The sequence below is a fragment of the Pseudomonas sp. TE3911 genome (assembly GCF_054062775.1).
On record NZ_JBSSFP010000001.1, the window covers coordinates 6,007,378 to 6,033,950 of the forward strand.

The following is a 26,573-nucleotide window of genomic DNA, read 5'->3' on the forward strand; positions in this document are numbered from 1 at the left end:
CCGGGGCAGCGTACCGCCCCGGGGTCAGCAGTATTACTTGGCGAGATACGCTTTGACGGCCTCCAGACCTGGTTTGCCATCGACGGTGGTGACCCCTGCAAGCCAGGTGTCGAGTACTTCTGGGTTCTTTTTCAGCCAGGCCTTGGCGGCGGCGTCGGGCTTCATCTTGTCGTCAAGGACGTTACCCATCAGGGTGCTTTCCATGTTCAAGGTGAACGACAGGTTTTTCAGCAGTTGGCCAACGTTGCTGCATTCCTGGGTATAGCCCTTGCGGACGTTGGTGTAGATGGTGGCCTGGCCGTAGTTGGGGCCGAACGAATCGTCACCCCCGGTCAGGTACTTCATCTTGAAACGGGTGTTCATCGGGTGCGGTTCCCAGCCGAGGAACACGATGGCCTGGTCGCGCTTGGAGGCGCGTTCCACCTGCGAGAGCATTCCGGCTTCGCTGGATTCGACCACTTTGAAGCCGGCGGTTTTCAGGCCGAAGGCGTCTTTATCGATCAGCGTCTGGATGGTGCGGTTGCCGTCGTTACCCGGCTCGATGCCGTAGATCTTGCCGCCCAACTCATCCTTGAATTTGGCGATATCGGCGAAGTCTTTCAGACCTTTGTTGTACAGCGCCTCGGGGACCGCCAGGGTGTACTTGGCGTTCTCCAGGTTGGCGCGCACGGTTTCCACGGTGCCGGCATCACGGTACTGCTTGATGTCGTTTTCCATGGTCGGCATCCAGTTGCCGAGGAAAATATCCATATTCTTGCCGTCGGCCAGGGACTTGTAAGTCACCGGTACCGAAATCATCGTGGTGCGCGGCTTGTAGCCCAGGCCCTTGAGGATTTCGCTGGTGGTCGCGGTAGTGACGGTAATGTCGGTCCAGCCGACATCGGAGAAGTTGACGGTCTTGCACTGTTCCGGTTCTGCAGCGTGCGCCATGACGGGAAGACTCAGCATGGCGGCCAACAACAACGAGGGTGAACCTTTCATCTGGGTAGACTCCTGTGTTTTTTCTGGCGGCCTTCGCCGCGCTTTATAAGTGTTGCGGTTGGAGCGTGCGACAACAGCTCTGCCACGGTGCCTTGCAAACGAGTCGAGACTGATCATGTACCAGTGAAAATCTGACGCCTACAGGGGGCGTCGTATCCAGTACAGGGAGGGTCGCATCCAGTGTCGGTGACGTCGCTTACAGGTTTTTCCCAAGGCAAAACCGCAGTTTTTGCCCATCTGCGCCGCTGAAAACGGCCAAAACAGGCGATCGCACGCGAGCGACGCTGGTGAGCATGGGTGCGTCGGTGTGAGACGCCGTGACGGCAGATAAAACCTTGATGATGCCGCCATCTGGGCGATCTGAGCGTAGCAGCTTGTTCAAGTCCGGCCCGTGCTTATCGAGGAGTTCCACGTTAATGGCTATCAGCGTTTTCGACCTGTTCAAGATCGGCATCGGGCCTTCTAGTTCTCACACCGTCGGCCCCATGCGCGCCGCGGCGTTGTTCGTCCAAGCACTGCGTGAACGTGAATTGTTGGAACAAGTACGGCGCGTCGAAGTTCAGCTGTACGGCTCGTTGTCGGCCACCGGCATCGGCCACGGCAGCGACACCGCAACCATCATGGGCCTGATGGGCGAGTGGCCGGATGCAATTGATCCGTCGCAGATCGGCCTGCGCATCCACACCCTGCGCGAGACCGACACACTGCTGCTGGACGGGCGTTTGCCGGTGCCGTTTGTATGGGCACGGGACATGCGTCTGCTCGATGAGAACCTGCCGTTCCACCCCAACGCCATGACCTTGGTGGTAGTTGGTGATGATGGCGAGCTGCACCGCGACACCTACTACTCAGTGGGCGGTGGTTTCGTGGTGGATGAAGCCCAGGCCCGAAGCGGCGTGGCGGATATGGACCGCACCGAGTTGCCCTATGACTTTTCCAGCGCGGTGGAGTTGTTGCAGTTGTGCAAGACCCACAACCTGCGCGTTGCTGAGTTGATGCTGGCCAACGAAAAGGTCTGGCGCTCCGAAGAAGAAATCCGCAACGGCCTGATGAAGCTTTGGCACGCCATGCAGGCGTGCGTGGAGCAGGGCCTCAAGCACGAAGGCATCCTACCTGGCGGCCTCAACGTGCGTCGCCGCGCGGCCAAGTTGCACCGCAGCCTGCAGGAGTTGAACAAGCCCAATGTGATTGGCTCGACGTTGAGCGCCATGGAGTGGGTCAACCTGTTCGCCCTCGCGGTCAACGAAGAAAACGCCGCGGGTGGGCGCATGGTCACCGCGCCTACCAATGGCGCGGCGGGGATTATTCCGGCGGTGTTGCACTACTTCATGAAGTTCAGCGACGAAGTCACCGAAGCCAACGTGGTCGACTACCTGCTCAGTGCTGCGGCGGTAGGCATTCTGTGCAAGAAGAACGCCTCGATCTCGGGTGCCGAAGTCGGTTGCCAGGGGGAAGTGGGTTCTGCGTGTGCCATGGCCGCGGCCGGGCTGGCCGAGATTCTTGGCGCTACGCCGGAGCAACTGTGCAACGCCGCCGAAATTGGCCTGGAACACAACCTCGGCCTGACCTGCGACCCCGTGGGCGGGTTGGTGCAAGTGCCGTGCATCGAGCGCAATGCGATTGCGGCGGTAAAAGCGATCAACGCGGCGCAAATGGCCTTGCGTGGCGACGGTCAGCACTTTATTTCCCTGGACCGGGTAATCCGCACCATGCGCGATACCGGGGCAGATATGCATGACAAGTACAAAGAGACATCGCGGGGTGGGTTGGCGGTCAGTGCGGTGGAGTGCTGATGAGCTTGTTGTGATGAACAGGGCCTTAGTGATGAACAGGGCTTTTGTGGTGAGCGTGCTTTTGTGGTGAGCGGGCTTGCCCCGCGCTGGGTGGCGAAGCCGCCCCAATCAATAAAGGCACCACATAGTTTCAGATAAAACCCGGTCGCCTGATTTTGGGGCGGCTTCGCCACCCAGCGCGGACCAAGCCCGCTCACTGCAAGTGAACACTCCAACCAAAATCGCCACCTTTTAGCGCGTCGCAAACAGATAAGTAGCTCCCGAACGATTTTCCCTCCGACCACCCGTCACCTGTGCATGGGGTGACAGACTTCTCCTACGCCCGCAAAGCGCCTTCCCACAAGTGCTACCGATCTGCTCACACCTCTTAGCAGTGCTGCTCCTACGTCCCTTTTCGGCCGTATCCCGCACTTCCTGCGCGGGCTTATATAGACACGTCATCAGGTCGTTTTCAGGAGTTATTGAATAGCCATTCAATTTTAGGCATGGCATTTGCTCTATCTATTTAAAGCGTCGCCTTCCTGAGGCCGACCGCCATAACAAGAGCCTCGCCTGAGGCCAACACCCGCTTAGTGTGAGGAGATACCGCGATGACGTCGTTCAACTCAGGGGCCCAACCCCAGAACCGTGCGCCTCAATCCATCGGCTTTTTGCTGTTGGACAATTTCACGCTGATTTCCCTGGCGTCAGCCGTGGAACCGCTGCGCATGGCCAACCAATTGTCCGGTCGCGAGTTGTATCGCTGGACAACCCTGAGTGTCGACGGCAACCAGGTCTGGGCCAGCGACGGTCTGCAAATCACCCCCGATGCCTCCATGCACAAAGCTCCGGCCCTGGACACCGTCATCGTGTGCGGCGGCGTGGGTATTCAGCGCACCGTTACCCGTGAACACGTGTCGTGGCTGCAAAGCCAGGCGCGCCAGTCCCGCCGTCTTGGCGCCGTCTGCACCGGCAGTTGGGCCCTGGCTTGTGCCGGCCTGCTTGATGGGTTTGATTGCAGCGTGCACTGGGAATGCCTGGCGTCGATGCAGGAAGCCTTCCCGCGCGTGGCCATGAGCACCCGCCTGTTCACCCTCGACCGCAATCGCTTCACCAGCTCCGGCGGCACCGCGCCGCTGGACATGATGCTGCACCTGATCAGCCGCGATCATGGCCGCGAACTGTCGGCAGCGATCTCCGAGATGTTTGTGTACGAGCGCATCCGCAACGAACAGGATCACCAGCGTGTGCCGCTCAAGCACATGCTGGGCACCAACCAGCCGAAGCTGCAGGAAATTGTGGCGTTGATGGAAGCCAACCTGGAAGAGCCTATCGACCTGGACGAACTGGCGGTGTACGTCGCCGTGTCGCGGCGCCAGCTGGAGCGCCTGTTCCAGAAATACCTGCACTGCTCGCCGTCGCGCTACTACCTCAAACTGCGCCTGATCCGTGCACGGCAGTTGCTCAAGCAAACGCCGATGTCGATCATCGAAGTGGCCTCGGTGTGCGGGTTTGTGTCTACGCCGCACTTCTCCAAGTGCTACCGCGAATACTTCGGCATTCCGCCACGGGATGAGCGCGTCGGTTCCAACACCACCCAGCAGGTGGCGATGATGCCGATTCCGCAGGCGCTGGTGTTGTCACCGTTGGCCGGGCCGATGTCGGCGTTGAGTCAGGCGCGCAATGAGTCGACTTTTGCGAGCGTGCGGCTTTAGACCGAGTTGACTGCATCGGGAGCAAGCCCCCTCCCACATGGGAATGGATTCCAAGTGTGGGAGGGGCGGTGCGACGATTCGGCTTGCTCTCGATAGCGTTCTATCAGACACCAGAGTTCTGCTTGAACTGCACCAAAGCCGGCAACAGCTGCTTATCAATCGCCTGACGCACCGCCGGCAGGATCGTCGCGCTGCCGCTGTACATCTGTTCCACCATGCCCTTGAGCGCTTTGGCCCGTGCTTCACTCAAACCGCGCACGGCGCACTCGCAGGCCTGCTCAGCGGTGGCGCCGCTGGACACGTCGAAACCCAGTGAGCGCAGTTGGCCCAGCAGGTCATCCTGGTCAATCAAATCCGCATGCATCATGACGTTTATCCTGGTGAGGGTAGCGAGGTCTGACTGGGATTCTGGTAGCCGCCCATGCGGTCGGCAAGGGCAGAATGCGCGAATGCCTCAGATGGCTATGAGCGTGTCGTTTTCGGGCCATTTGCCAACCGCACTTATCGGCACACTGAACCCAGGCACACAGCTTGACGGTTTGGTCACCCTCGGGATGTACGGCTCACACAAGGCACTCTGCCCCGATCCACTCCACATTGGATCGGGGTTTTTTTTGCTTATTGTCTGACCGGCAAACCGATGACACGGCCAAGCAGGGCAGGCTTGGGCAGGTCAGCCTGTGCAGCGCTGACAGCGATGATTTTTTCCAGCGTCGGCTCGGTAAACGGCGCCGAATGCGGGCCGGCCAGATCGACGTGCAAGAGCATCTGTTCGTTACCCGCCAGCGCCCGCTCTTCGCCCACAAGATGCAGGCTGTGATAGAGGTGCAGGCGCTTGGCGTCATGGGCGATCAGTTGGGTATGCACCTCAACCTCGGCGCCGAGTTTCACCTCGTGCAGGTAGTTCAGGTGCAGTTCCAGGGTGAACAGCGAGTGGCCGCTGGCGTCGCGGTTTTCGCTGTCCAGGCCCAACGTGTCCATCAGCGCGTCGGTCGCGTAGCTGAAGATCAGCAGGTAGAACGCGTCGCGCAGGTGGCCGTTGTAGTCGACCCACTCGGGGAGGATTGCTGTGGTGTAGGTCGTCAGTGCAGGCATGGAAAACTCCCGGATCAGTACTCGGTCAAAATGTGGGAGGAGCTTGCCCCCGATAGCGGTGTGTCAGTTGCCAGATTTCTTGACTGATCCAATACTATCGGAGGCAAGTCGATTCGTCGCACCGCCCCTCCCACATGGGTTATTCGGCGAAAGTCATACCGTGCTTGGCTTTGGTGGTTTTTACCGCTTCCAGCACCGCCAACAGGCAATCATCACGATAGCGTTCCAGTGCCGAAATGCTGTGTGTACCCAACTGATCGCTAGTGCCATCCACCACATCATCAATCAGTTTGTCAGTCAGCTCGGGCGCCGGCAGATACGTCCACGGCAACTGCAGTGCCGGACCAAACTGCGCCATGAAATGCCGCATCCCCGCATCGCCGCCCGCGAGGGTGTAGGTCAGGAAGGTGCCCATGAACGACCAGCGCAACCCTGCGCCAAAGCGGATGGCATCGTCGATTTCGCCGGTGGTCGCCACGCCGTCATTCACCAGGTGCAACGCTTCACGCCAGAGCGCTTCGAGCAGGCGATCGGCAATGAAGCCGGGGACTTCCTTACGCACATGCAACGGGCGCATGCCGAGGGATTCGTACACCTTGATCGCGGCTTGAATAGCGTCGGGCGCGGTGTTTTTGCCGCCGACCACTTCCACCAATGGCAGCAGGTAAACCGGGTTGAACGGGTGACCGACCACGCAGCGCTCAGGGTGGGTTGAGCCCTCGTAAAACTCGCTCGGCAACAGGCCTGAGGTGCTGGAGCCGATCAATGCATTGGGCTTGGCTGCTGCGCTGATCTTGCTGTGCAATTCCAGCTTCAGCTCCAGGCGTTCTGGGGCGCTTTCCTGGATGAAGTCAGCGTCTTTTACGCACTCTTCAATGGTGGCGACAAAGCGCAGGCGGTCTTGGGATGCGCCGGGTGCGAGGCCTTTTTTCTCAAGCGCTCCCCATGCGTTGGCAACGCGTTTGCGCAGGGCGGCTTCGGCGCCGGGGGCCGGGTCCCAGGCGATTACATCAAGGCCGTGGGCGAGGGCGCGGGATACCCAGCCACTGCCGATGACACCGCTGCCGAGCGCGGCGAAGGTTTTGATTTCGGTGATAAAGCTCATGGCACATTCCTAAAGAGGTTGGTAATCCCCTGTGGGAGGGGGCTTGCCCCCGATAGCGGTGTGTCAGTCGATACAGCTGGTGCTGATCCTCCGCCATCGGGGGCAAGCCCCCTCCCACATGTTGATCAGCGGCGTTTGGTGAGGCCCATCTTTGCCCGGCCCTCTGCGGGGGTCATGACTCGCGCGCCCAAGCGGCTGAGGATCTCACTGGCCCGTTCCACCAACTGCCCATTGGTCGCCAGCACGCCCTTGTCCAGCCACAGATTGTCTTCCAGGCCTACCCGCACATTGCCGCCCAGCAGTACCGCTTGCGCCGCCATCGGCATTTGCATGCGGCCGATGCCGAAGCCCGCCCACACTGCGTCGGCGGGCAGGTTGTCGACCATGGCTTTCATGGTGGTGGTGTCGGCCGGCGCGCCCCATGGGATGCCCAGGCACAGTTGGAACAGCGGGTTGTCGAGCAGGCCTTCCTTGATCATCTGCTTGGCGAACCACAGGTGGCCGGTGTCGAAAATTTCCAGCTCAGGCTTAACGCCCAGCTCTTGAATACGTTTGGCGCCCGCCCGCAGCTGCGCCGGGGTGGAGACGTAAATCGTGTCGCCGTCGCCAAAATTCAGGGTGCCGCAGTCCAGGGTGCAGATTTCCGGCAGCAGTTCTTCCACATGGGCCAGGCGCGTCAGCGGGCCGACCAGGTCGGTATTGGGGCCGAACTCCATCGGGTTCTCGCCGCCGCCAATCTCCAGGTCGCCGCCCATGCCGGCGGTGAGGTTGACGATGATGTCGATGTCCGCCTCGCGGATGCGCTCCATCACTTCGCGATACAGCGCCACGTCGCGGCTGAACTTGCCGGTTTCGGGGTCACGCACATGGCAGTGCACCACGGTGGCGCCGGCCTTGGCGGCTTCAACCGCTGCGGCTGCGATTTGTTTGGGGGTGACCGGCACGTGTGGGCTTCTGGCGGTCGTGTCGCCAGCACCGGTGAGTGCGCAGGTGATGATGACGTCGTGATTCATGAGACGGTTCCTTACAGGCGTGGTGATGCCGTTCGCAGCCGTGTCTGGCTGCGAAGCAGTGGTTGAAAGGGTGTTACTTGCCGGTCAATTGCAGGTTGGCGGCGGCCGGTTTGCCATCGAAGGTGGTCACGCCTTCCAGCCAGCGAGCCTGGTCTTGAGGGTGATCCTTGAGCCACTGCTTGGCCGACTCGATAGCGTCCTTGTGATCCAGCAACGGCTGCATCATTCGGCTCTCGTCGGCCGCGGTGAAGGTCAGGTTGGTCAGCAGTTTGTGCACATTGGGGCACTGCTCGGCGTAGGTCGGCGAAGTGACGGTCCAGACGGTCGCCATGCCTTCGTTCGGGCCCAGGGCGTCGTCGCTGCCGGTGAGATAAGTCATCGCCACGTTGACGTTCATCGGGTGCGGCGCCCAGCCAAAAAACACCACGGCTTCCTTGCGGCGAACGGCGCGGTCGACGGCGGCTAGCATGCCGGCTTCGCTGGATTCCACCAGTTGGAATTTGCCCAGGCCGAACTGATTCTTGGCGATCATCGCCTTGATCTGGGTGTTAGCCCCTGAGCCCGGCTCGATGCCGTAGATCTTGCCACCCAGTTCTTTTTCGAATTTGGCGATATCGGCGAAGGTTTTCAGGCCCTTGTCCGCCAGGTAAGTCGGCACGGCGAGGGTGGCGCGGGCGTCTTCCAGGCTTGGTTTGTCGAGGACTTTGACTTGTTTGGCGTCGACAAATGGCGTGATGGTCTGGGTCATCAGCGGGTTCCAGTACCCCAGGAACAAGTCCAGGCGCTGGTCGCGGATACCGGCGAAGATGATTTGCTGGGAGGCGCTGGTTTGTTTGGTCTTGTAGCCGAGGCCGTCGAGCAGTACTTGGGTCATGGCGCTGGTGGCGATGACGTCGGTCCAGTTCACCACGCCCATGCGCACGTTCTGGCATGAAGCGGCATCCGCTGCCATCACATTGGTGCTCAAAATAGCGCTGGCACTGAGTGCAAGCACGCAGCGGCTGATCAGTCGATTCATGGTGGATCCCTCGGCAGGTCGTTATTGTGGGGTCCGGCGTCTTTGTGCGCCGTGCAGCCAAGTTACGCAAGCCAGGGGCCAGCAAAACGCACGGCGGCGACCACCTCTTGCACTGCAGCGACCTGCCCCCTTGAATCCGCCCCTGAACGGGAGTATCACAGTGCCACGCTGCCCGTCCGACGAGAGCGCCACCATGTCCCAGGATTTCTACTTTCTGCTGATGCCGGGGTTTTCGGCCATTGGTTTTATCTCCGCGCTGGAACCGCTACGGGTGGCCAACCGCTTTCGTGGCGAGCTGTACCGCTGGCATGTGCTGAGTGCCGATGGCGGCGCGGTGTTGGCGAGCAATGGCATGTCGGTCAACGCGGATGCCGGGCTGGAGCCGCTGAAAAAAGGGGCGACCTTGCTGGTGGTGGCCGGCTTTGAACCGCTGCAGTTCGCCACCCCCGCCCTGGAACACTGGCTGCGTCGCCTCGACCACGACGGCGTGACCCTTGGCGCCATTGATACCGGCGCCTGCGTCCTCGCCGAAGCCGGCCTGCTTGACGGCCATCGCCTGACCCTGCACTGGGAAGCCATCGACGCGTTCAAGGAGTCCTATCCTCACCTGACCGTCACCCAGGAGCTGTTCGAGATCGACCGCCGCCGCATCACCTGCGCCGGCGGCACCGCGTCCATCGACCTGATGCTCGACCTGATCGCCCAGGCCCACGGCCCGGAACTGGCGATTCAAGTCTCCGAACAATTCGTACTCGGCCGCATCCGCCCACGCAAAGACCACCAGCGCATGCAGATCGCTACGCGCTACGGCATCAACAACAAAAAATTGGTGCACGTGATCGGCGAAATGGAGCAACACACCGAACCGCCCTTGAGCACCTTGGCCCTGGCCGAAGCGATCAAGGTGACTCGGCGCCAGTTGGAGCGGCTGTTTCGCCTGCATCTGAATGACACGCCCAGCAACTTCTACCTCGGCCTGCGTCTGGAAAAGGCCCGGCAACTGCTGCGCCAGAGCGATTTAAGCGTGCTGGAAGTCAGCATTGCCTGTGGGTTTGAGTCGCCGTCGTATTTCACGCGCAGCTATCGCGCTAGGTTTGCGAAGTGCCCGAGGGAGGATCGGCGACGGGAGGTGGTTTGACGGGCAATTATAGTCAATTATACTCGTGGCTATAATTTATAGTCCTTTCCATAATTGAGTATAAAACCATGACCAAGAACAGCGGTTTCGTGTTCCGCCGCCCAGTCCTGGCGCGCAGCATTGCCGATGGTCTTGTGGGGGCCGGTATTCAGGATTTCACTTCCGGCCTGTTTCTCGCAGCGCCGCGCCGCACCGGTAAGAGTACTTTTTTACGCGAAGACCTGATCCCGGAGTGTCAGCTTCGGGGCTGGCTGACCGTGTACGTGGATTTGTGGGCCGACAAGGAAAAGGACCCCGCCGAGTTGATCGCCAGCGCCATAGCTGCTGCGCTGGTTCCCTATGAAAAGGGCATTCGTAAGCTGGCCAAGAATATCGGGATCGAGAAGCTCAGCTTTCTGCGTACCCTGTCCTGGGATTTCAGCAAGCCGCAATTGCCGGTCGGCGCCACGTTGACCCAAGCCTTGGAGTTGCTCCACAGCGTTGCGCAAAAAACCGTCGTGCTGGTGATAGACGAAGCGCAGCACGCATTGACCAGCGATTCGGGTATCAACGCGATGTTCGCGCTCAAAGCTGCCCGGGACCAACTCAACCAGGGCCGTGACGAGGAGGGCAGCGGGTTGCATCTCGTGTTCACGGGCTCCAATCGCGACAAACTGGCCCATTTGGTGCTGGGCAAAAGCCAACCGTTTTTCGGCTCCAGCATTACGCCGTTTCCGTTGCTGGGCAAAGAGTTCACCCAGGCCTACACCGTGCACCTCAATGCGCACTTGGCCCAAGACAATCAATTCAGTGCTGCGGATATCGACGAAGCCTTCGAGTTGGTCGGTCGTCGTCCCGAAATGCTGCGCACGATCATCGGCGAAGTGGCGTTGGAGTTGGGCGAGGCCAGCAATCTGGGCGAACTGCTGCACAGTCGCGCCGAACTGCTGCGCGCGGGTGTATGGACCGAATTCGAAAGCGCTTGGAACGCCCTGACGATCCCGCAGCGTGCGGTGTTGGAGGTGATGGTGGAGCGCTCACACAACAACGAACCTTTTGCGCCGTTTACCGACAGCACACTGATAGCGGTCAGCAAGGCGCTGGAGGACATGGGCAGCGACGTGGTGCCGGGCACCCAGACCATTCAGGCCTGTATCGATGCGTTGCGCGATAAGGAGCTGGTGTGGAAGTCGAGCCGGGGTGGGTATGCCCTGGAGGACAAAACGTTCGGCGACTGGCTGCGGCACAAGCGCCATACACCCCACTGAAGACACCCCAGACCCAGTGTGGGAGGGGGCTTGCTCCCGATAGCGGTATGTCAGCCAATGCATGAGCAAGCTGATCCACCACCATCGGGAGCAAGCCCCCTCCCACAGTGGATTTCGGCGTGGCTTATTTCTTCAGCAGGGCGGAGCACGCGGTCTTGAAGGCCTCATGCTGATACTTGTTCAACGTCGCCGGCAGTTCAAAGGTGTGCTTCTTGTTCTGCGCATTGATGGTCTGCGGCGACAGCAACGTCACCTCAACCCCCTCCAGCAGTTGAAACACCCCTTCAATCTTGAACGTGGTCGGGCCACCGGCGAATTCGCCTTTTTTGCTGCGTTTCTTGATCGCGATGCGAGTGACGGCGTTGGCCTGCACGAAGGCCTTCACCTGGGCGGCAAAGGCTTTGACGTTGGCCGCTTCATCATCGTCTTCAAGGGCGATTTTCTTGGTAGCCAGGGCGACGTGGCTCAGCGCCTGGTTGTCCAGGGAGGCGACAGCGATGATGGCTTCGCTGCCTTTGATTTCGATGCCGCAGATAGTCATTCAATAGCCTATTGAGAAGAGGAGGACTGGGTAGCCGGTATCAGTAATGCCTGTCTTCCTCTTTATGCTGATAAATCTGGTGGATCGTCCAGAACATCAGGATAAGGCACACAATCATCAAGCCGGCGCTGACGCTCATAATGTAGAAGTTAGGTGAGCTCGATTTCAGGTTCGCCTTGATGCTATGCACCGTCGGGAACCATTTTGAATACACCACCTCGACCGGACCGCCAACCTTGTAGCCACGGTCTTCGACGTAGCTGCTGTTGTTCACCATGCCTTCTACGCGCTGGCCTTCATGATCGAACGCATAGTACACATTGGTGCTTGAGTCCCGTGGGCCGATGCTTTCAAGTTGAATGATTTGCCCGATGGTCTCTACGGGCGCCGCTTTGATCAGCGCATAGGGTGCGCCCCGGTCTTTGGACAAAAACAGCATCAGCGCCAATGCCAGCATGGCGAAAAACAGCAACGTGGCGCGCGTGAACAGGAAGTCTCGTTGCGCTTCGCGTGGGTAGTACATGTGACGTCCTTTTCAATTGTTTTTAACGATTCAGACCTACTCATTCCTGCCCAATCGACTCCAAAAACTCCGACCGCTCATCACTCATCCGCGCCAGGCAGTCATTTTGCGCAATCGCATAGGCTTTGGTGCCGGTCACTGCCGGGAAGGTGTCCACCGCGCAATCGGCGTCACGTAGTTTTTCCCACTTCTGCTGGGCGTCCTTCAGACGAGCGGTAATGTCGGCGAGCTTGGTCTTGTCGCTGCCATAGGTAGAACCCATGCGTTCCAGCAGGCCCTGATAGTTGTCTTTCAACAATTGTTCGGCGGTGGTTTTGTTGTAAGTGGCGCATTCCAGGGTTTGCTTGTCGTTTTCGATGCCATCGCACGGCGTGCTGTCGGTGTCTTCAGCCGCGTGGACGCCGGTTGCGATGAGTGCCAAAGCCAGGAAAATCGATTTCATTGCGCCGTCTCATATCAGGTGATGCGGGAATTCTGGCTCAAGCGTAAGACAAAGAACAGTCGCCAGTCAGAGCTGTCATGTAGGCCTTTGTCGCGGATTGACGCTTTCGGCAATTCCCCTGTCGTTTTTGCACCCGGCTCAGGTTGCCCCTGGGCATATGCTGGCCCCAAAGCGCCGGCAGACGATTCGGCGCATGAATCGCCAATAAGGGGACGCCTGATGAGCCCAGCCGAATTGCACGCCGACAGCATCGTTATCGACGGGCTGATTATTGCCAAGTGGAACCGCGACCTGTTCGAGGACATGCGCAAAGGTGGCCTCACCGCCGCCAACTGCACCGTGTCGGTGTGGGAAGGGTTTCAGGCCACCATCAATAACATCGTCGCCAGCCAGACCCTGATCCGCGAGAACAGTGACCTGGTGATCCCGGTGAAAACCACCGCCGACATCCGTCGCGCCAAGGAACTGGGCAAGACCGGCATCATTTTCGGCTTCCAGAATGCCCATGCGTTTGAAGACCAACTCGGCTACGTCGAGATCTTCAAGCAGCTCGGCGTTGGTGTGGTGCAGATGTGCTACAACACCCAGAATCTGGTCGGCACCGGTTGCTACGAGCGTGACGGCGGCCTGTCGGGCTTCGGGCGCGAGATCGTCGGCGAGATGAACCGCGTCGGCATCATGTGCGACCTGTCCCACGTCGGCTCCAAAACCTCCGAAGAAGTCATCCTCGAATCGAAAAAGCCGGTGTGCTACTCCCACTGCTTGCCTTCCGGTCTTAAAGAGCACCCGCGCAACAAGTCCGATGCAGAGCTGAAGTTCATCGCCGACCACGGCGGCTTTGTCGGCGTGACCATGTTCGCGCCGTTCCTCGCCAAGGGCATCGATTCGACCATCGACGACTACGCCGAAGCCATCGAATACACCATGAACATCGTCGGCGAAGACGCCATTGGCATCGGCACCGACTTCACCCAGGGCCATGGCCAGGATTTCTTCGAAATGCTGACCCATGACAAGGGCTACGCCCGCCGCCTGACCAGCTTCGGCAAGATCATCAACCCGCTGGGCATCCGCACCGTGGGCGAGTTCCCCAACCTCACCGAAACCCTGCTCAAGCGCGGCCACAGCGAGCGCGTGGTGCGCAAGATCATGGGCGAGAACTGGGTCAACGTGCTCAAGGACGTCTGGGGCGAATAAGCCACCGCTGACACTTCTTTACCCTCGGCCATCCGGCGCCGAGGGCATCCAAACGAATTTTCTGGAGTTAAGTTTCCATGGCCAAGATCGCCCCTCAATTGCCTATCGAAGTCGACAGCGAAACCGGTGTCTGGACCTCCGACGCCCTGCCGATGCTGTACGTGCCGCGCCATTTCTTCGTCAACAACCACATGGGCATCGAAGAAGTCCTGGGCGCTGACGCCTACGCCGAAATCCTCTACAAAGCAGGCTACAAATCCGCTTGGCACTGGTGTGAAAAAGAAGCTGAATGCCACGGCCTGGAAGGCGTCGCGGTGTTTGAACACTACATGAAGCGCCTGTCGCAACGCGGCTGGGGCCTGTTCAAAATCCAGGACATCGACCTGGATAAAGGCACCGCCAGCGTCAAGCTCGAACATTCGGCATTTGTCTACGTGTACGGCAAGGTCGGGCGCAAAGTGGACTACATGTTCACCGGCTGGTTTGCCGGCGCGATGGACCAGATTCTTGAGGCCCGTGGCAGCAAGATCCGCACTGTGGCCGAACAAGTCTACGGAGGCTCCGAAGAGGGCCACGATGACGGCTTGTTCACCGTCAAGCCGTTGTAAGCCGAGGACCGTGCCATGGCTTTCGAAGCAATGTTCCAGCCGATCCAGATCGGCAAACTGACCATCCGCAACCGCGTGCTCAGCACCGCCCACGCCGAGGTGTATGCCACCGACGGCGGCATGACCACCGATCGCTATGTGAAGTACTACGAAGAGAAAGCCAAGGGCGGTATTGGCCTGGCGATCTGCGGCGGTTCCTCGGTGGTCGCCATCGACAGCCCCCAGGAATGGTGGAGTTCGGTGAACCTGTCCACCGACCGCATCATCCCGCACTTCCAGAACCTGGCTGACGCCATGCACAAGCATGGCGCCAAAATCATGATCCAGATTACCCACATGGGCCGTCGCTCGCGTTGGGACGGCTTTAACTGGCCGACCCTGATGTCGCCGTCCGGTGTACGTGAGCCGGTGCACCGCGCGACCTGCAAGACCATCGAGCCGGAAGAGATCTGGCGCGTGATCGGCAACTACGCCAGTGCCGCCAAGCGTGCCAAGGCCGGTGGCCTTGACGGTGTGGAACTGTCGGCGGTGCACCAGCACATGATCGACCAGTTCTGGAGCCCGCGGGTCAACAAGCGTACCGACGAATGGGGCGGCACCTTCGAAGGCCGCATGAAGTTCGGCCTGGAAGTGTTGAAAGCCGTGCGCGCGGAAGTCGGTGATGACTTCTGCGTGGGCATGCGCCTGTGCGGTGACGAGTTCCACCCGGACGGCCTGTCCCACGAGGACATGAAGCAGATCGCCAAGTATTACGACGACACCGGCATGCTCGATTTCATCGGCGTCGTCGGCTCGGGTTGCGACACCCACAACACCCTGGCCAACGTAATCCCGAACATGAGCTACCCGCCGGAGCCGTTCCTGCACCTGGCGGCCGGTATCAAGGAAGTGGTCAAGGTTCCAGTGCTGCACGCACAGAACATCAAAGACCCGAACCAGGCCACGCGCATCCTTGAAGGCGGCTATGTGGACATGGTCGGCATGACCCGTGCACACATCGCTGACCCGCACTTGATCGCCAAGATCAAGATGGGCCAGATCGACCAGATCAAACAGTGCGTCGGCGCCAACTATTGCATCGACCGCCAGTACCAGGGCCTGGATGTGCTGTGCATCCAGAACGCCGCGACGTCCCGTGAATACATGGGCGTGCCGCACATCATCGAGAAATCCACTGGACCGAAACGCAAGGTCGTAGTGGTCGGCGCCGGCCCAGCAGGGATGGAAGCTGCGCGTGTAGCAGCCGAACGTGGCCACGACGTAACCCTGTTCGAGAAGAAAGAATTTATCGGCGGGCAAATCACCACTGCTTCCAAGGCTCCGCAACGCGACCAGATCGCGGGGATCACGCGCTGGTTCCAACTGGAACTGGCGCGCTTGAAAGTCGACCTGCGCCTGGGCGTGGCGGCCGATGCCGAGACCATCCTGGACCTGCGTCCAGACGTGGTGGTGCTGGCGGTCGGCGGGCATCCGAACATCGAGCAGAACGAACACTGGGGCGCGGCTGAAGGCCTGGTGGTGAGCAGCTGGGACGTGCTCGACGGCAAAGTCGCGCCGGGCAAGAACGTGCTGGTCTACGACACCATCTGCGAATTCACCGGCATGTCGGTGGCTGACTTCCTGGCCGACAAAGGCAGCCAGGTGGAAATCGTCACCGACGACATCAAGCCGGGCGTGGCGATTGGCGGTACGTCGTTCCCGACCTACTACCGCAGCATGTACCCGAAAGAAGTGATCATGACCGGCGACATGATGCTGGAAAAGGTCTACCGCGAAGGCGACAAGCTGGTGGCGGTGCTGGAGAACGAATACACCGGCGCCAAAGAAGAGCGGGTAGTGGACCAAGTGGTGGTCGAGAACGGCGTGCGTCCGGATGAAGCCATCTACTACGGGCTCAAGGAAGGTTCGCGCAACAAGGGTCAGATTGACGTTGAAGCCTTGTTCGCGATCAAGCCGCAGCCGTGCCTGAGCGAGACGGGCGAGGGGTACTTGCTGTTCCGCATCGGTGACTGTGTGGCACAGCGAAATACCCACGCTGCCATCTATGACGCCCTGCGCCTGTGCAAGGATTTCTGACACCACAGGGCCAAAAATGTGGGAGGGGGCTTGCCCCCGATAGCGGTGGGTCAGCGACAACTGTACCAACTGACAGTCCGCCATCGGGGGCAAGCCCCCCTCCCACATTCGGGTCAGTTTCGCATTAGATTTGTGTGGTCTGTGGGAGCTTCACCATGTTGAACACCTTGCTGCCTATTCTCTTGTTCGCCGCCTTGGGCCTTGCCGTCCTCGGCGCCCTGCGCCGGGTGAACATGTGGCGCCGTGGCCGCGCGTCCAAAGTCGACCTGCTGGGCGGCCTGCTGGCCATGCCCAAGCGCTACATGGTCGACTTGCACCACGTGGTCGCCCGCGACAAATACATCGCCAACACCCACGTCGCCACGGCCCTGGGCTTTGTGCTGTCGGCACTGCTGGCGATTCTGGTGCATGGCTTCGGCCTGCAAAACCGTATCCTCGGCTACGCCTTGCTGCTGGCCTCGGTGTTGATGTTTGTCGGCGCCACCTTCGTTTACCTGCGCCGGCGCAATCCGCCGTCGCGCCTGTCCAAAGGCCCATGGATGCGCCTGCCGAAAAGCCTGATGGCGTTCTCGGTGAGCTTCTTCCTGGTGACCTTGCCCGTGGCCGGGATTCTGCCGGCGGACTTCGGCGGTTGGTTGCTGGCTGCGCTCTTGAGTGTGGGTGTGCTGTGGGGCGTGTCCGAAATGTTCTTTGGCATGACCTGGGGCGGCCCGATGAAACACGCCTTCGCCGGTGCCCTGCACCTGGCCTGGCACCGTCGCGCCGAACGTTTTGGCGGTGGTCGTTCCACCGGTTTGAAGCCGCTGGACCTCAGCGATAAAACCGCGCCGTTGGGCGTGGAGAAACCCAAGGATTTCACCTGGAACCAACTGCTCGGCTTCGACGCCTGTGTGCAGTGCGGCAAGTGCGAAGCGGCGTGCCCGGCCTTTGCCGCCGGCCAGCCGTTGAACCCGAAAAAGCTGATTCAGGACATGGTGGTCGGCCTGGCCGGCGGCACCGATGCCAAATTCGCCGGCAGCCCATACCCAGGCAAAGCCATTGGCGAACACAGCGGCAATCCGCATCAACCGATCGTCAACGGCTTGGTGGACGCCGAGACCCTGTGGTCCTGCACCACCTGCCGCGCCTGCGTGGAAGAGTGCCCGATGATGATCGAGCACGTGGACGCCATCGTCGACATGCGCCGCCACCTCACCCTGGAGAAAGGCGCCACGCCGAACAAAGGCGCCGAAGTCCTGGAAAACCTGATCGCCACCGACAACCCTGGCGGTTTCGCGCCGGGCGGTCGCCTGAACTGGGCGGCGGATTTGAACCTGCCGTTGCTCAGCGACAAAAGCAGCGTTGACGTGCTGTTCTGGGTCGGTGATGGCGCTTTCGACATGCGCAACCAACGCACCTTGCGTGCGTTCGTCAAAGTGCTTAAAGCCGCCAAGGTCGACTTCGCCGTGCTCGGCCTGGAAGAGCGCGACAGTGGCGATGTGGCGCGACGCCTGGGCGATGAAGCGACGTTCCAACTGCTGGCTACGCGCAATATCCAGACCCTGGCCAAGTACAGCTTCAAGCGCATCGTCACCTGCGATCCGCACAGTTTCCATGTGCTGAAAAACGAGTACGGCGCCTTCAACGGCAACTACCGCGTACAGCACCACAGCACTTTCATGGCCGAGCTGATCGGCGAGGGCGCGCTGAACCTGGGCCAGCACAAAGGCAACAGCGTGACCTACCACGACCCTTGTTACCTGGGCCGCTATAACGGCGAATACGAGGCGCCGCGCGAAGTGCTGCGGGCGCTGGGGATTGAGGTCAAGGAGATGCAACGTTCGGGCTTCCGCTCGCGTTGCTGCGGCGGTGGCGGCGGCGCGCCGATCACCGACATCCCCGGTAAGCAACGTATCCCCGACATGCGCATGGACGACATCCGCGAAACCGGCGCCGAGCTGGTGGCGGTGGGCTGTCCACAATGCACTGCGATGCTTGAAGGTGTGGTCGAGCCGCGTCCGTTGATCAAGGATATCGCCGAGCTGGTGGCCGATGCGTTGCTTGACGAGGCGTCGCCAGCCAAAGCTCCCATCAAACGTGAACCTGCGGAGGTGCACTGATGAGCGACATTATCCGCCGCGACCCACGGGCCGAATGGATCGCCCGTAACCGCCTGCACCCGTTGCATGCGGCGATGCAGCCGGTACAACACAGCTGGATGGGGCCGAACGGCGTTATCCGCAAAAACGTACATGGCGTCGGTTTTATCGGCCCTAACGGCATCAAGCGCATCGACCGCAGCGGCGCCCAGCAGGGTGGCGTGACCAAGCGTACGGCGGCGATTGAAGTGCAGTTGCCGCTGCATCAGGTGCCTGCGCCGGCGTTCTATATCAACGTGGTGCCGGACATGGTCGGCGGCCGCTTGAGCAGCCACGACCGCGACCTGCTCGGCCTGGCTCGGCAACTTGCCGGCAGCGACGGTGCGGTGTTGGCGGTGGTGTTTGGCGAGCATAAGGAAAACGCGTTCGCCACGGCCGGTGTCGACCGTCTGCTGGTGCTGGACGGCCACGAATTCGACGGTTATTCACCAGAACAACGCGTGCAGGGTTTGCGGGCTGTGGATAACCAGTTCAACCCACGGCATTGGTTGCTGCCCGACAGCCGCAGCGGCGGTGGTGAGCTGGGTCGGCGGTTTGCCGCGAGCCTCAAGGAGCGCCCGGCCACGCGGGTGTGGCAGATCAAGGGCGACGAGTGCATCGGCCGCGCCGGCGCTGGCCAGGAAGACCTGGCGCGGCCACTGCCGCGCCTGATCCTCGCCGCCGTCGAATGTGCCGATCCGGTCAGCGACACACGTCATGAAGTCTTGCCCGTGGAGTTATCCACAACCCTGGCCCGCAGCCTGCCGCGCATCGAAGACCTCGGCGCGGTGGCAGTGGACCCGGCGGCGATCCCCATGGCCGAGGCCGAGTTTATTTTCTCTGGCGGCAACGGCGTGAAGGATTGGAACCTGTTCCACCAGACCGCTGCTGCCCTGGGCGCCACCGAAGGCGCGTCGCGTGTGGCTGTGGACGACGGCTTTATGGCCCGCGATCGCCAGGTCGGCGCCAGCGGCACCTGGGTCACCGCACGGGTGTATGTGGCCGTGGGGATTTCCGGGGCAATCCAGCACCTGCAAGGCATCGGTGCCTGCGACAAGGTGGTGGCGATCAACCTCGATCCGGGTTGCGACATGATCAAGCGTGCCGACCTGTCGGTGATCGGCGAAAGCGCCGCGATACTGCAAGCCTTGATCGATGCGGTCGAGGCCTACCGCAACGGCGCCAAGCGCGATGCGGCTTGAGGACATGACTATGACCACGAATGTAATCAGCCTGGTGTCCATCGGCGCACACCCTACCTCCGGGCGCCCGCGCCGGGCAGAGCAGGATGCGCGAGCCGTTGAACTCGGCCTGCAAATGGCTGGGGATAAGTTGCAGGTGCTGCACGCGGGCAATATCGCCGAACCCACCTTGCGCAGCTACTTGGGCATGGGCTTGCCGCAACTGCATGTACTCGAACAACCGGAGGGTGCCGATGCCTTGCTGGTACTCAGTGATTATCTGCGCGAGGCAGGCGCCCAGGTGGTACTCACCGGCAGCCAGGCCGAAACCGGTGAAGGCTCGGGCATGCTGCCGTTTCTGCTGGCCGAGCAATTGGGCTGGCCGCTGGTTGTCGGGTTGGCTCAGGTGGAGTCCATCGAAGGCGGCGTTGCTCATGTGCTGCAAGCCTTGCCGCGTGGGCAGCGGCGGCGCTTGAAGGTGCGCTTGCCGTTTTTGGCGACTGTGGATAACGCCGCGCCCAAGCCTCGGCAGAGCGCCTATGGCCCGGCACAGCGCGGTGAGTTGGCAGCCCATGAGGTTGAAGTTGAAGCCGATGAGTTATTCACAGGCGCGGTGCTGCAACCGGCCAAGCCTCGTCCCAAACGCCTCAAGGTGATCAAAGCCAAAAGCGGCGCCGACCGCATGAAAGCCGCTACGGCCAAGGCCAGTGGTGGCGGTGGGCAAGTGCTCAAAGGTGTCAGCGCCGAGGAAGGCGCCCAAGCCATTCTCAAGTTGCTCATAGAAGAAGGCGTCGTGCGCTAACCCACCAACACTGCAAAACAAATGTGGGAGGGGGCTTGCCCCCGATGGCAGTGGTTCAGTTACAGATGAGCTGATTGATACACCGCCATCGGGGGCAAGCCCCCTCCCACATTTTTATCTCCATCAGGGTCTGAGGTTAAGGGGTGGCTGGCGCGGGTTTCGGCACCAGCTCCGGCAGCGGTGGCGGCAGCGGCTGCCAGGTGGCATCCGGCTGTTGCATCGGCGGTGGCAGGGCCGGTGTAGGGTCGCCGCCCATCGGCTTGAGGATCATTTTGTCGGTGGTGTCGCGCAGGATCATGCCCTGGGTTGAGCTGCGCGCTTCGGTGCCGCTGTGAAAGGTGCTGATCTGGGAAATCGGCAGGTCGAGGTTGCGTTCGATCCTCGGCGTCAGCAGCAGGATGATCTCGGTTTTCTGCTGAGTGTTCTGGTTAGTGCCGAACAGCTTCTTGCCGATCCACGGGATCTGGCTCAACCACGGCAGCCCCGAGCCTTCGTCGATATCCGAGGTGCGGATCAGCCCCGAGACGATCTGGGTTTCGTTGTTGCGCGCGGTCAGCAGGGTCTTGGTGGAACGTGAGCCCAGTTCGAAGGTGGCTGGCACGTTTTCCGAGCCGGGAATGCGCTTGGTGATGTGGCTCATTTCCACGTTCAGCTCCAGGTTCACCTCATCGCTCAGGCTGATATTGGGCTTGACGGTGATCTGCAGCCCCACGTCCTGATAAGACACCGATGAGGTGGTGATCTGGTTGGCGGTGGTGGTGGTCACCACCGGGATCTTGTCGCCGATATTCACCTGGGCTTCTTCACGATTGCGCACCCGCACCCTGGGGTTGGCCAGGGTCACGGTGTTGCCGCTGCGCTGCAGCATATTGATACGCGCCGATGTGCTGCCCGAATCCAGCAGGATGTTGTCACCGTTGATGCCGCGAAGCGCGCTGATGGGGATACCTGCGAGCCCGGCGGGCACGTTGGCCAGGTTGCCTACCGACAAGCCGATACCTTCCGGGTACTGGATGCCCAGGTTCAATTCGTCGGTCAGGCTGACCTCCAGCACCTGGATATCGATGGTCACTTCCGACTGCGCAATGTCGATGGCCTCCACCAGTTTTTCCACGGCGCTGAGGGTGTCCAACCCATCGCGCACAATCACCGCATTCAGGCGCTCGTCTACCAACACCTCCTTGGGCTTGAGCACCTGCTTGATCTCGGCGGCGATGACCTTGGGGTCGCCATGGCTGAGGTAGAAGGTGCGGACGGCCAACTCACGGTATTCACGTTCTTTGTCCGGGCGGCGGGGGTAAACCAGGATGGTGTTGGCGTTGAGGATTTTCTTGTCCAGCCCTTGGGTGGTCAGCAGCAGGTTCAGCGCATCTTCGGCGGTGGTTCGGCTGGCGGTCATGCTTGCCGAGGCGCTGGGATTGACGTCTTTGTCGATGACGAAGTTGACCCCTGAAAGGCGCGCGATAGTCTCGAAAATCGTGGTCAGGCTCTGGGCGCTGAACTCCAGGCTCAGGGGTTTGCGCATGGCCTCGGAAAGGTCGGCGCTGAGGTAGTCGGCGCTGACCAGCTCGCGGGTCAGGGCATTGCGAAAGTCCAGGGCCTCTCGGTAGTTGGGCTTTTGCGCGATGATCCGGCGCACCAGGTTGAGCGCCTCCACTGGGTTTGCGCGTTTCATTTCGTAGGCCTGCGCCAGTTGTGGGCGCAGTTGTTTCATCGCCTGGATGCTCTGGATTTCCTGGCGTGCGCCGAGGTTGCTGGGGTCGTATTTGAGGATGGTTTCCAGGGCGCGGATGGCGGCCGCGTCGTCACCACGCATCAGTGCGGTACTGGCCTCGCGGCTGTACTGGGCCACCAGCAACTCCAGTTTGCTGAAATTGGCGGTGCGCAGTTGCACGTCGTCCGGGTCTTGTTTGGCTTCGGCTTGGAGCACTTCCACCGAGCGGATGATGTCGCCCTTTTGGCGCAACTCATCGCTCTCTTTGATTGCGCGTTGGGTCTGGCACGCGCTGAGCAGAGCCAGGGTCAGGCTCAAGTAAATCCATGTACGTATCGCCATGATCGTGTCCCGCCCTGGTCAGTGAGTGTCAAGCCGCAAGGTGCTGACATGCTTGAGCGGCATGTAGGTCAGCACCACGGTCGTGTCGGTCAGCTTGTCCAGTCGGTAGTGCGAGTCGAGCATCTTGCCGGGCACGATGCGCCCCGGCACCGAGCAGCGGTTGCACAGCGTGTATTGGCGATCGTTACCGCGCAGCACGACGATTTTCGATTGGTTCTCATAACGCCACTGCGCGCTCACGCTGAAGGGCAGCGCAGGTGGTTTGGGCGGTGCGGTGTCGACTGGAATGGGGGGCGGCGCAGGTGTCCAGGTTTGGGTGGGGAACAGGTCGACCGTCTCAGCCAAGGCTGGCGCGGAGGGTGACGCTGGCGCTGTGGGTTTGATCTGCGGCGTGGTCGTCACGGGTGACGATGCAGGGGCAGGGCTGTCCACCGTGTCCTGCCAGAACAGCCAGCCACAGCTGATCAGGGTCAATAACAGGAGCACGCGCAAGTACAGTGGCAGCTTCATTCCACCACCCCCAGCACACTGACCTTGAGGTTGATGTCCAGCATGCCGCTGCTGATGTCTTTGCGTTCCAGGGTCACGCGCTCGATGCGCACGGCGGGCTCGTTCGAGAGGTCGACCAGGGCATTGCGCAATAAGGCGTAGGGGCCGGAGAGCGGGATCTCCACGTCCAGCCGTTGCAGCCCTGTGTCGCCGGGCGCGGAGTAGGCCAGCGTGGTCTGTTCGATGGCAAAGCCGTAGCGGCTAAGCACACCCAGCAGCGTTTCCAGGCGGGGGGCAAAGTCCTGCGCGCTGGGTAAGCGCTCGACCACCGCCGGTTCGGTGACTTGCACATCCTGAGGCTGTTCATCGATGCCGGCCTGCAGTTCCTGGCGGCGCAGGTTGTCGCTGATGCCTGCCGGGTAGATCACCGTCACTTCGATCACCAGCGCCGCCATCATGGCCCCCACCGCCAGCAGGCCCCAAAATCCCAGGCGCTGTTGCCACTGGGTCAGTTGCCAGCGCAGGCGCGGCAGGTGGCGAGTAAGGGCATGCATGGGCATTACCCCGCGCCAACGGTGAGTTTGACCTGCACCGGGTGTTGCGGGTCGTTGGCCTTGCGGGCGCTTTGTTGCAGGTTCACCTGTACACCGGGTTGCGCCTTGAGTCGCTCGGCAAATCGAAAGGCGTCTCCCAGCACTTTAGCTTCCAGGTCCAGATGAATCAGTTGGGCTTGTGTGTTGATCTCGACGCGGGTCAAGGCGATGTCTCGGGACCAGGCTTGGGCCACGGCATCCATCAGTGCGAAGGGCGTGACCTTTTGTTGGGCGAAGGTGGACAGCTGCTGTTTTTGCGTGGGCGACAGGCGAATGGCGGCCTGTATCAACTGCTCCTGACGGCGAGTCAGCTGGATGAAGTGCTGCTCCAATGCGTCGGTCTGTTGTTGCTGTTGCTCCATGCGTTGCCAGTGCTGCCAGGTGTTGAACAGCAGGGCGGCCGCGCCCAGCCATAGGACAGTCACCCACGGCCGGCGGGTGGCGCTGGCGCGTAGGAAATCCACGTGTGGCCCTTGAGGCGTACGCAGGTGCTGCCAGACAGTCGCGAGCCTGGATTTCATACAGACGACTCCTCCAGCCAGGGGTGCACCGGACCCAACCGGTTTTCCGCCGGAGTGTTGGTGACTACCAAGGTGGCAGCGGCATGCCGCTCCACCAGCAGGTCGGCGGTGAACAGGTTGTCGCTCAAGGTGCTGCCGCGTGGGGTGGGTATGACGCAGACCTGATCGATCACACCCTGTTGTCGATAGAGGCAACTGAGGCTTTCGGTTTCGGGCACCAACAGCACACAGTCGGCCGGTAAGTGCCGCCAATACCGCTGCGCCACCGCTGTCAGCAATGGCATACACGTCACCAGCGGCAGGCGACGCAGCTTGAATAGCTCACGCAGGTCGTGCAGCAGCTCCCGATGCATCGCGACCGCCAGGCGTTCATGGCCGAAGGCGCTGTCCGCCACGTGTATTTGCCACTGCTCAGGGTCGATGCCGGCTTGTTGGCTGAACGTGGCCTCGGCGAATCCTTGCCAATCGTCTGCGCTGTACAACCCGGTTTGCCACCCCAGCATCAGGTAATGCACATGGGGAAATCCCAGCAGCACCGTGGCGCGGTCCAGGAACCCTATGCGGCCGCGCGGCGCCTGTTCCAACAGCTCGGCGCAGGCGGCCAAGGGCACGCCTTCATGTTGCGCGCGCCACACCGGCGCACCGCGCCAGCGCGGGCGCGCGGCCCACTCGGCACCGGTGCTGTGCAGCCACACCACGTGCTCAATAAAGGGAAATGACACGGTGGATCTCCTTGAGCGTGGTATCGCCCTGGGCGGCATGGGCCAGGGCGATATCGCGGATAAATACGTGGCCGGCTTCACGCGCCAGTTCACGCAGGCTGGAGGCCGAATTGCGGTTGAGCAGGCCCTCCTTGATGCTGTCGGTCAGCGTCAGCACTTCAGCCAGGGCGAGCCGGCCGCGATAGCCGGTGTGGCGGCAGGTCTCGCAGCCTGTGCCCACACGGTAGTGGCCCTGTCTGAGTTGGGCGTCAGGCAGTTGGGCGAGGCGGACAATATCGGGGTCGGGCTCGGCGTCGACGCCGCAGTCCGGGCAGATGCGCCGCACCAGGCGCTGGGCGACCACGCCGTTGAGGGCTTCGACAAAACTGGCCGGGTCCACGTCCATATAGGTAAAGCGCTCCAGCACACTGAACGCGCTGTTGGCGTGCACCGACGACAGCACCAGGTGCCCGGTCAGCGCCGCCTGCACCGCGATGCCGGCGGTTTCGCCGTCGCGGATTTCCCCCACCAGAATCGTGTCCGGGTCGTGGCGCAGGATCGAGCGCAGGCCACGGGCGAAGGTCAGGCCCTTCTTGTCGTTGACCGGAATTTGCAGCACGCCGGGCAGTTCGTATTCCACCGGGTCTTCGATGGTGATGATCTTTTTCTCGCCGGTATTGGTCTCCGACAGGGCGGCGTACAGCGTGGTGGATTTGCCGCTGCCGGTGGGGCCGGTCACCAGCAACATGCCATAGGGTTCGCTGGCCAATACGCGGATGCGCGCGATGGTGTCGGCGCTCAGGCCAAGGGTTTCCAGGCTCAGGGATTCGCCGCGCTGGGACTTGTCGAGAATCCGCAGCACCGCATCTTCGCCGTGGATGCTGGGCATGATCGACACCCGAAAATCCACCTCGCGGCCCTGGATCTTCATCTTGAAGCGTCCGTCCTGGGGCACCCGCCGCTCGCCGATATCCAGCTCCGACAGCACCTTGATCCGCGACAGTGCCTGCTCGGCCATGTCCAGGCCGCTGGCCTGGCCCATCTGCTGCAACACGCCGTCGATACGGTATTTGATCACCAGGCCCTGGGGCGTGGTTTCCACATGGATGTCACTGGCGCGGCTTTGCAGCGCATCGAACAACATGGAGTTGACCAGGCGCACCACCGGGTTGTCGTCGCGGGCGATGCTGCTCAATGAGATTTCCTGGGCGGCCTGGATGACACGGGCGCTTTCATCGTCGCTGCCGAAGGGTTGCATGACCCGTTGGCTGGCTTCGGCCAGAGTCAATTGAGCTTTCACCGCGCCGGGCAGGCTCATGGCGAGGGGTAATTGGCGCAAGGTTTTGGAGGACTGCAACCAGTGTCGGCTGGCCAGGGTGAACGGGTCGCCCAGTACCAGGCAGGGCTCACCGTGGTTATCCACAGGCAGCGCGTTATGGATCAGTGCCTGAGGCAATGCCAGCAGATCAAAACGCCAGTTTTCACTGAGGGTTTGCGGGGCGATGGCAAGCAGGCCGAGGGGCTGGGCGATAGTGCTTAATTGGTCGGGTGCTTTTTCCAGGACCTCCCGCAGGTAATCGGACAAGGGGATGCCTCGTTGTGCCGCAAGCGCTTGCCATTGCAGTGTCTGCTCACTCATCGC

The 26,573-nt window shown here is 61.1% G+C and carries 25 protein-coding genes; 10 read left to right on the forward strand and 15 right to left on the reverse strand.

The features are described from left to right. Window positions 1–33 precede the first annotated feature (33 nt). Window positions 34–981 (reverse strand): choline ABC transporter substrate-binding protein, encoded by a 948-nt coding sequence (locus tag ACVWXD_RS27330; RefSeq protein ID WP_032884025.1) that lies wholly within the window; start codon window positions 979–981, stop codon window positions 34–36. Window positions 982–1,397: 416 nt separating this feature from the next. Here ACVWXD_RS27330 and ACVWXD_RS27335 point away from each other — a divergent pair, with 416 nt between their 5' ends. Both ACVWXD_RS27335 and gbdR read left to right on the forward strand, forming a co-directional pair. Then, entirely contained in the window at window positions 1,398–2,774 is a 1,377-nt protein-coding gene (locus tag ACVWXD_RS27335; protein ID WP_099601669.1) for an L-serine ammonia-lyase, read from the forward strand. A 590-nt stretch (window positions 2,775–3,364) separates the two neighbouring features. Next, window positions 3,365–4,468, forward strand: a complete 1,104-nt coding sequence (gene gbdR, locus ACVWXD_RS27340; protein ID WP_032884022.1) for a choline metabolism transcriptional regulator GbdR — start codon at window positions 3,365–3,367, stop codon at window positions 4,466–4,468. A gap of 103 nt (window positions 4,469–4,571) precedes the next feature. On the opposite strand, the gene ACVWXD_RS27345 is transcribed toward gbdR, so the two are convergent. From ACVWXD_RS27345 to ACVWXD_RS27365, 5 genes are all read right to left on the reverse strand, one after another. Next, window positions 4,572–4,835 carry a hypothetical protein gene (locus ACVWXD_RS27345; protein WP_032884020.1) on the reverse strand — a complete coding sequence of 88 codons (264 nt, stop codon included), beginning with the start codon at window positions 4,833–4,835 and terminating at the stop codon, window positions 4,572–4,574. A gap of 251 nt (window positions 4,836–5,086) precedes the next feature. Further along, window positions 5,087–5,563 carry a thioesterase family protein gene (locus ACVWXD_RS27350; protein ID WP_095185094.1) on the reverse strand — a complete coding sequence of 159 codons (477 nt, stop codon included), beginning with the start codon at window positions 5,561–5,563 and terminating at the stop codon, window positions 5,087–5,089. Window positions 5,564–5,702: 139 nt separating this feature from the next. After that, on the reverse strand, window positions 5,703–6,668 hold the full coding sequence (locus ACVWXD_RS27355) for an L-carnitine dehydrogenase (protein ID WP_339482618.1): 966 nt from the start codon (window positions 6,666–6,668) through the stop codon (window positions 5,703–5,705). Window positions 6,669–6,793: 125 nt separating this feature from the next. Continuing rightward, the gene (locus ACVWXD_RS27360; RefSeq protein WP_122682001.1) at window positions 6,794–7,681 is read right to left on the reverse strand and encodes a BKACE family enzyme; all 888 of its coding nucleotides are present in this window, start codon (window positions 7,679–7,681) and stop codon (window positions 6,794–6,796) included. A 73-nt stretch (window positions 7,682–7,754) separates the two neighbouring features. Further along, window positions 7,755–8,699, reverse strand: a complete 945-nt coding sequence (locus ACVWXD_RS27365; RefSeq protein ID WP_032884015.1) for a choline ABC transporter substrate-binding protein — start codon at window positions 8,697–8,699, stop codon at window positions 7,755–7,757. Between the two features lie 193 nt (window positions 8,700–8,892). On the opposite strand from ACVWXD_RS27365, the gene ACVWXD_RS27370 reads away from it, so the two are divergent. After that, window positions 8,893–9,837, forward strand: coding sequence for a GlxA family transcriptional regulator (locus ACVWXD_RS27370; RefSeq protein ID WP_164444906.1), 945 nt, complete (start codon window positions 8,893–8,895; stop codon window positions 9,835–9,837). 68 nt (window positions 9,838–9,905) lie between these two features. Then, window positions 9,906–11,084, forward strand: coding sequence for an AAA family ATPase (locus ACVWXD_RS27375; RefSeq protein WP_181642939.1), 1,179 nt, complete (start codon window positions 9,906–9,908; stop codon window positions 11,082–11,084). A gap of 124 nt (window positions 11,085–11,208) precedes the next feature. Here the strand turns inward: ACVWXD_RS27375 and ACVWXD_RS27380 are convergent, their stop codons facing one another. Genes ACVWXD_RS27380 through ACVWXD_RS27390 form a run of 3 tightly spaced genes read right to left on the reverse strand, consistent with a single transcriptional unit; the run spans window position 11,209 to window position 12,590 of the window. Then, a complete protein-coding gene (locus ACVWXD_RS27380; protein ID WP_032884011.1) occupies window positions 11,209–11,625 on the reverse strand; it encodes a DUF3010 family protein in 417 nt (138 codons plus the stop codon). 40 nt (window positions 11,626–11,665) lie between these two features. Next, window positions 11,666–12,148, reverse strand: a complete 483-nt coding sequence (locus ACVWXD_RS27385) for a hypothetical protein (RefSeq protein WP_122754262.1) — start codon at window positions 12,146–12,148, stop codon at window positions 11,666–11,668. A gap of 40 nt (window positions 12,149–12,188) precedes the next feature. Beyond that, complete coding sequence (locus ACVWXD_RS27390) at window positions 12,189–12,590, reverse strand: lysozyme inhibitor LprI family protein (protein WP_032884009.1); 402 nt, start codon at window positions 12,588–12,590, stop codon at window positions 12,189–12,191. Window positions 12,591–12,809: 219 nt separating this feature from the next. Here ACVWXD_RS27390 and ACVWXD_RS27395 point away from each other — a divergent pair, with 219 nt between their 5' ends. The 6 genes from ACVWXD_RS27395 to etfB all read left to right on the forward strand — a co-directional run bounded on the left by ACVWXD_RS27395 (window position 12,810) and on the right by etfB (window position 20,571). Next, a complete protein-coding gene (locus tag ACVWXD_RS27395; protein ID WP_032884008.1) occupies window positions 12,810–13,787 on the forward strand; it encodes a dipeptidase in 978 nt (325 codons plus the stop codon). Between the two features lie 77 nt (window positions 13,788–13,864). Further along, window positions 13,865–14,395 (forward strand): DUF5943 domain-containing protein, encoded by a 531-nt coding sequence (locus tag ACVWXD_RS27400; RefSeq protein WP_005792152.1) that lies wholly within the window; start codon window positions 13,865–13,867, stop codon window positions 14,393–14,395. A 15-nt stretch (window positions 14,396–14,410) separates the two neighbouring features. Further along, on the forward strand, window positions 14,411–16,471 hold the full coding sequence (gene dgcA / locus ACVWXD_RS27405; protein WP_179179799.1) for a dimethylglycine demethylation protein DgcA: 2,061 nt from the start codon (window positions 14,411–14,413) through the stop codon (window positions 16,469–16,471). Window positions 16,472–16,626: 155 nt separating this feature from the next. After that, a complete protein-coding gene (gene dgcB / locus ACVWXD_RS27410) occupies window positions 16,627–18,570 on the forward strand; it encodes a dimethylglycine demethylation protein DgcB (protein ID WP_122682006.1) in 1,944 nt (647 codons plus the stop codon). Continuing rightward, window positions 18,570–19,790 (forward strand): electron transfer flavoprotein subunit alpha, encoded by a 1,221-nt coding sequence (etfA, locus tag ACVWXD_RS27415; RefSeq protein WP_095185087.1) that lies wholly within the window; start codon window positions 18,570–18,572, stop codon window positions 19,788–19,790. The genes dgcB and etfA overlap by 1 nt, the downstream gene beginning before the upstream one ends. Before the next feature lie 10 nt (window positions 19,791–19,800). Beyond that, on the forward strand, window positions 19,801–20,571 hold the full coding sequence (etfB, locus tag ACVWXD_RS27420; protein ID WP_457371528.1) for an electron transfer flavoprotein subunit beta: 771 nt from the start codon (window positions 19,801–19,803) through the stop codon (window positions 20,569–20,571). A 136-nt stretch (window positions 20,572–20,707) separates the two neighbouring features. Here the strand turns inward: etfB and ACVWXD_RS27425 are convergent, their stop codons facing one another. Genes ACVWXD_RS27425 through ACVWXD_RS27450 form a run of 6 tightly spaced genes read right to left on the reverse strand, consistent with a single transcriptional unit; the run spans window position 20,708 to window position 26,570 of the window. Beyond that, complete coding sequence (locus ACVWXD_RS27425) at window positions 20,708–22,627, reverse strand: secretin N-terminal domain-containing protein (RefSeq protein ID WP_457371529.1); 1,920 nt, start codon at window positions 22,625–22,627, stop codon at window positions 20,708–20,710. Window positions 22,628–22,645: 18 nt separating this feature from the next. Beyond that, window positions 22,646–23,137: a hypothetical protein gene (locus ACVWXD_RS27430; RefSeq protein WP_122754264.1), complete on the reverse strand. Its 492-nt coding sequence runs from the start codon at window positions 23,135–23,137 to the stop codon at window positions 22,646–22,648. Then, a complete protein-coding gene (locus ACVWXD_RS27435; protein WP_032884514.1) occupies window positions 23,134–23,670 on the reverse strand; it encodes a hypothetical protein in 537 nt (178 codons plus the stop codon). Before ACVWXD_RS27435 ends, ACVWXD_RS27430 begins: the two co-directional genes overlap by 4 nt. A gap of 5 nt (window positions 23,671–23,675) precedes the next feature. After that, window positions 23,676–24,230, reverse strand: a complete 555-nt coding sequence (locus ACVWXD_RS27440; protein WP_122754265.1) for a hypothetical protein — start codon at window positions 24,228–24,230, stop codon at window positions 23,676–23,678. Then, a complete protein-coding gene (locus ACVWXD_RS27445; RefSeq protein WP_457371530.1) occupies window positions 24,227–24,952 on the reverse strand; it encodes a hypothetical protein in 726 nt (241 codons plus the stop codon). Before ACVWXD_RS27445 ends, ACVWXD_RS27440 begins: the two co-directional genes overlap by 4 nt. After that, window positions 24,933–26,570: a GspE/PulE family protein gene (locus ACVWXD_RS27450; RefSeq protein WP_032883997.1), complete on the reverse strand. Its 1,638-nt coding sequence runs from the start codon at window positions 26,568–26,570 to the stop codon at window positions 24,933–24,935. The genes ACVWXD_RS27445 and ACVWXD_RS27450 overlap by 20 nt, the downstream gene beginning before the upstream one ends. Window positions 26,571–26,573 lie beyond the last annotated feature (3 nt).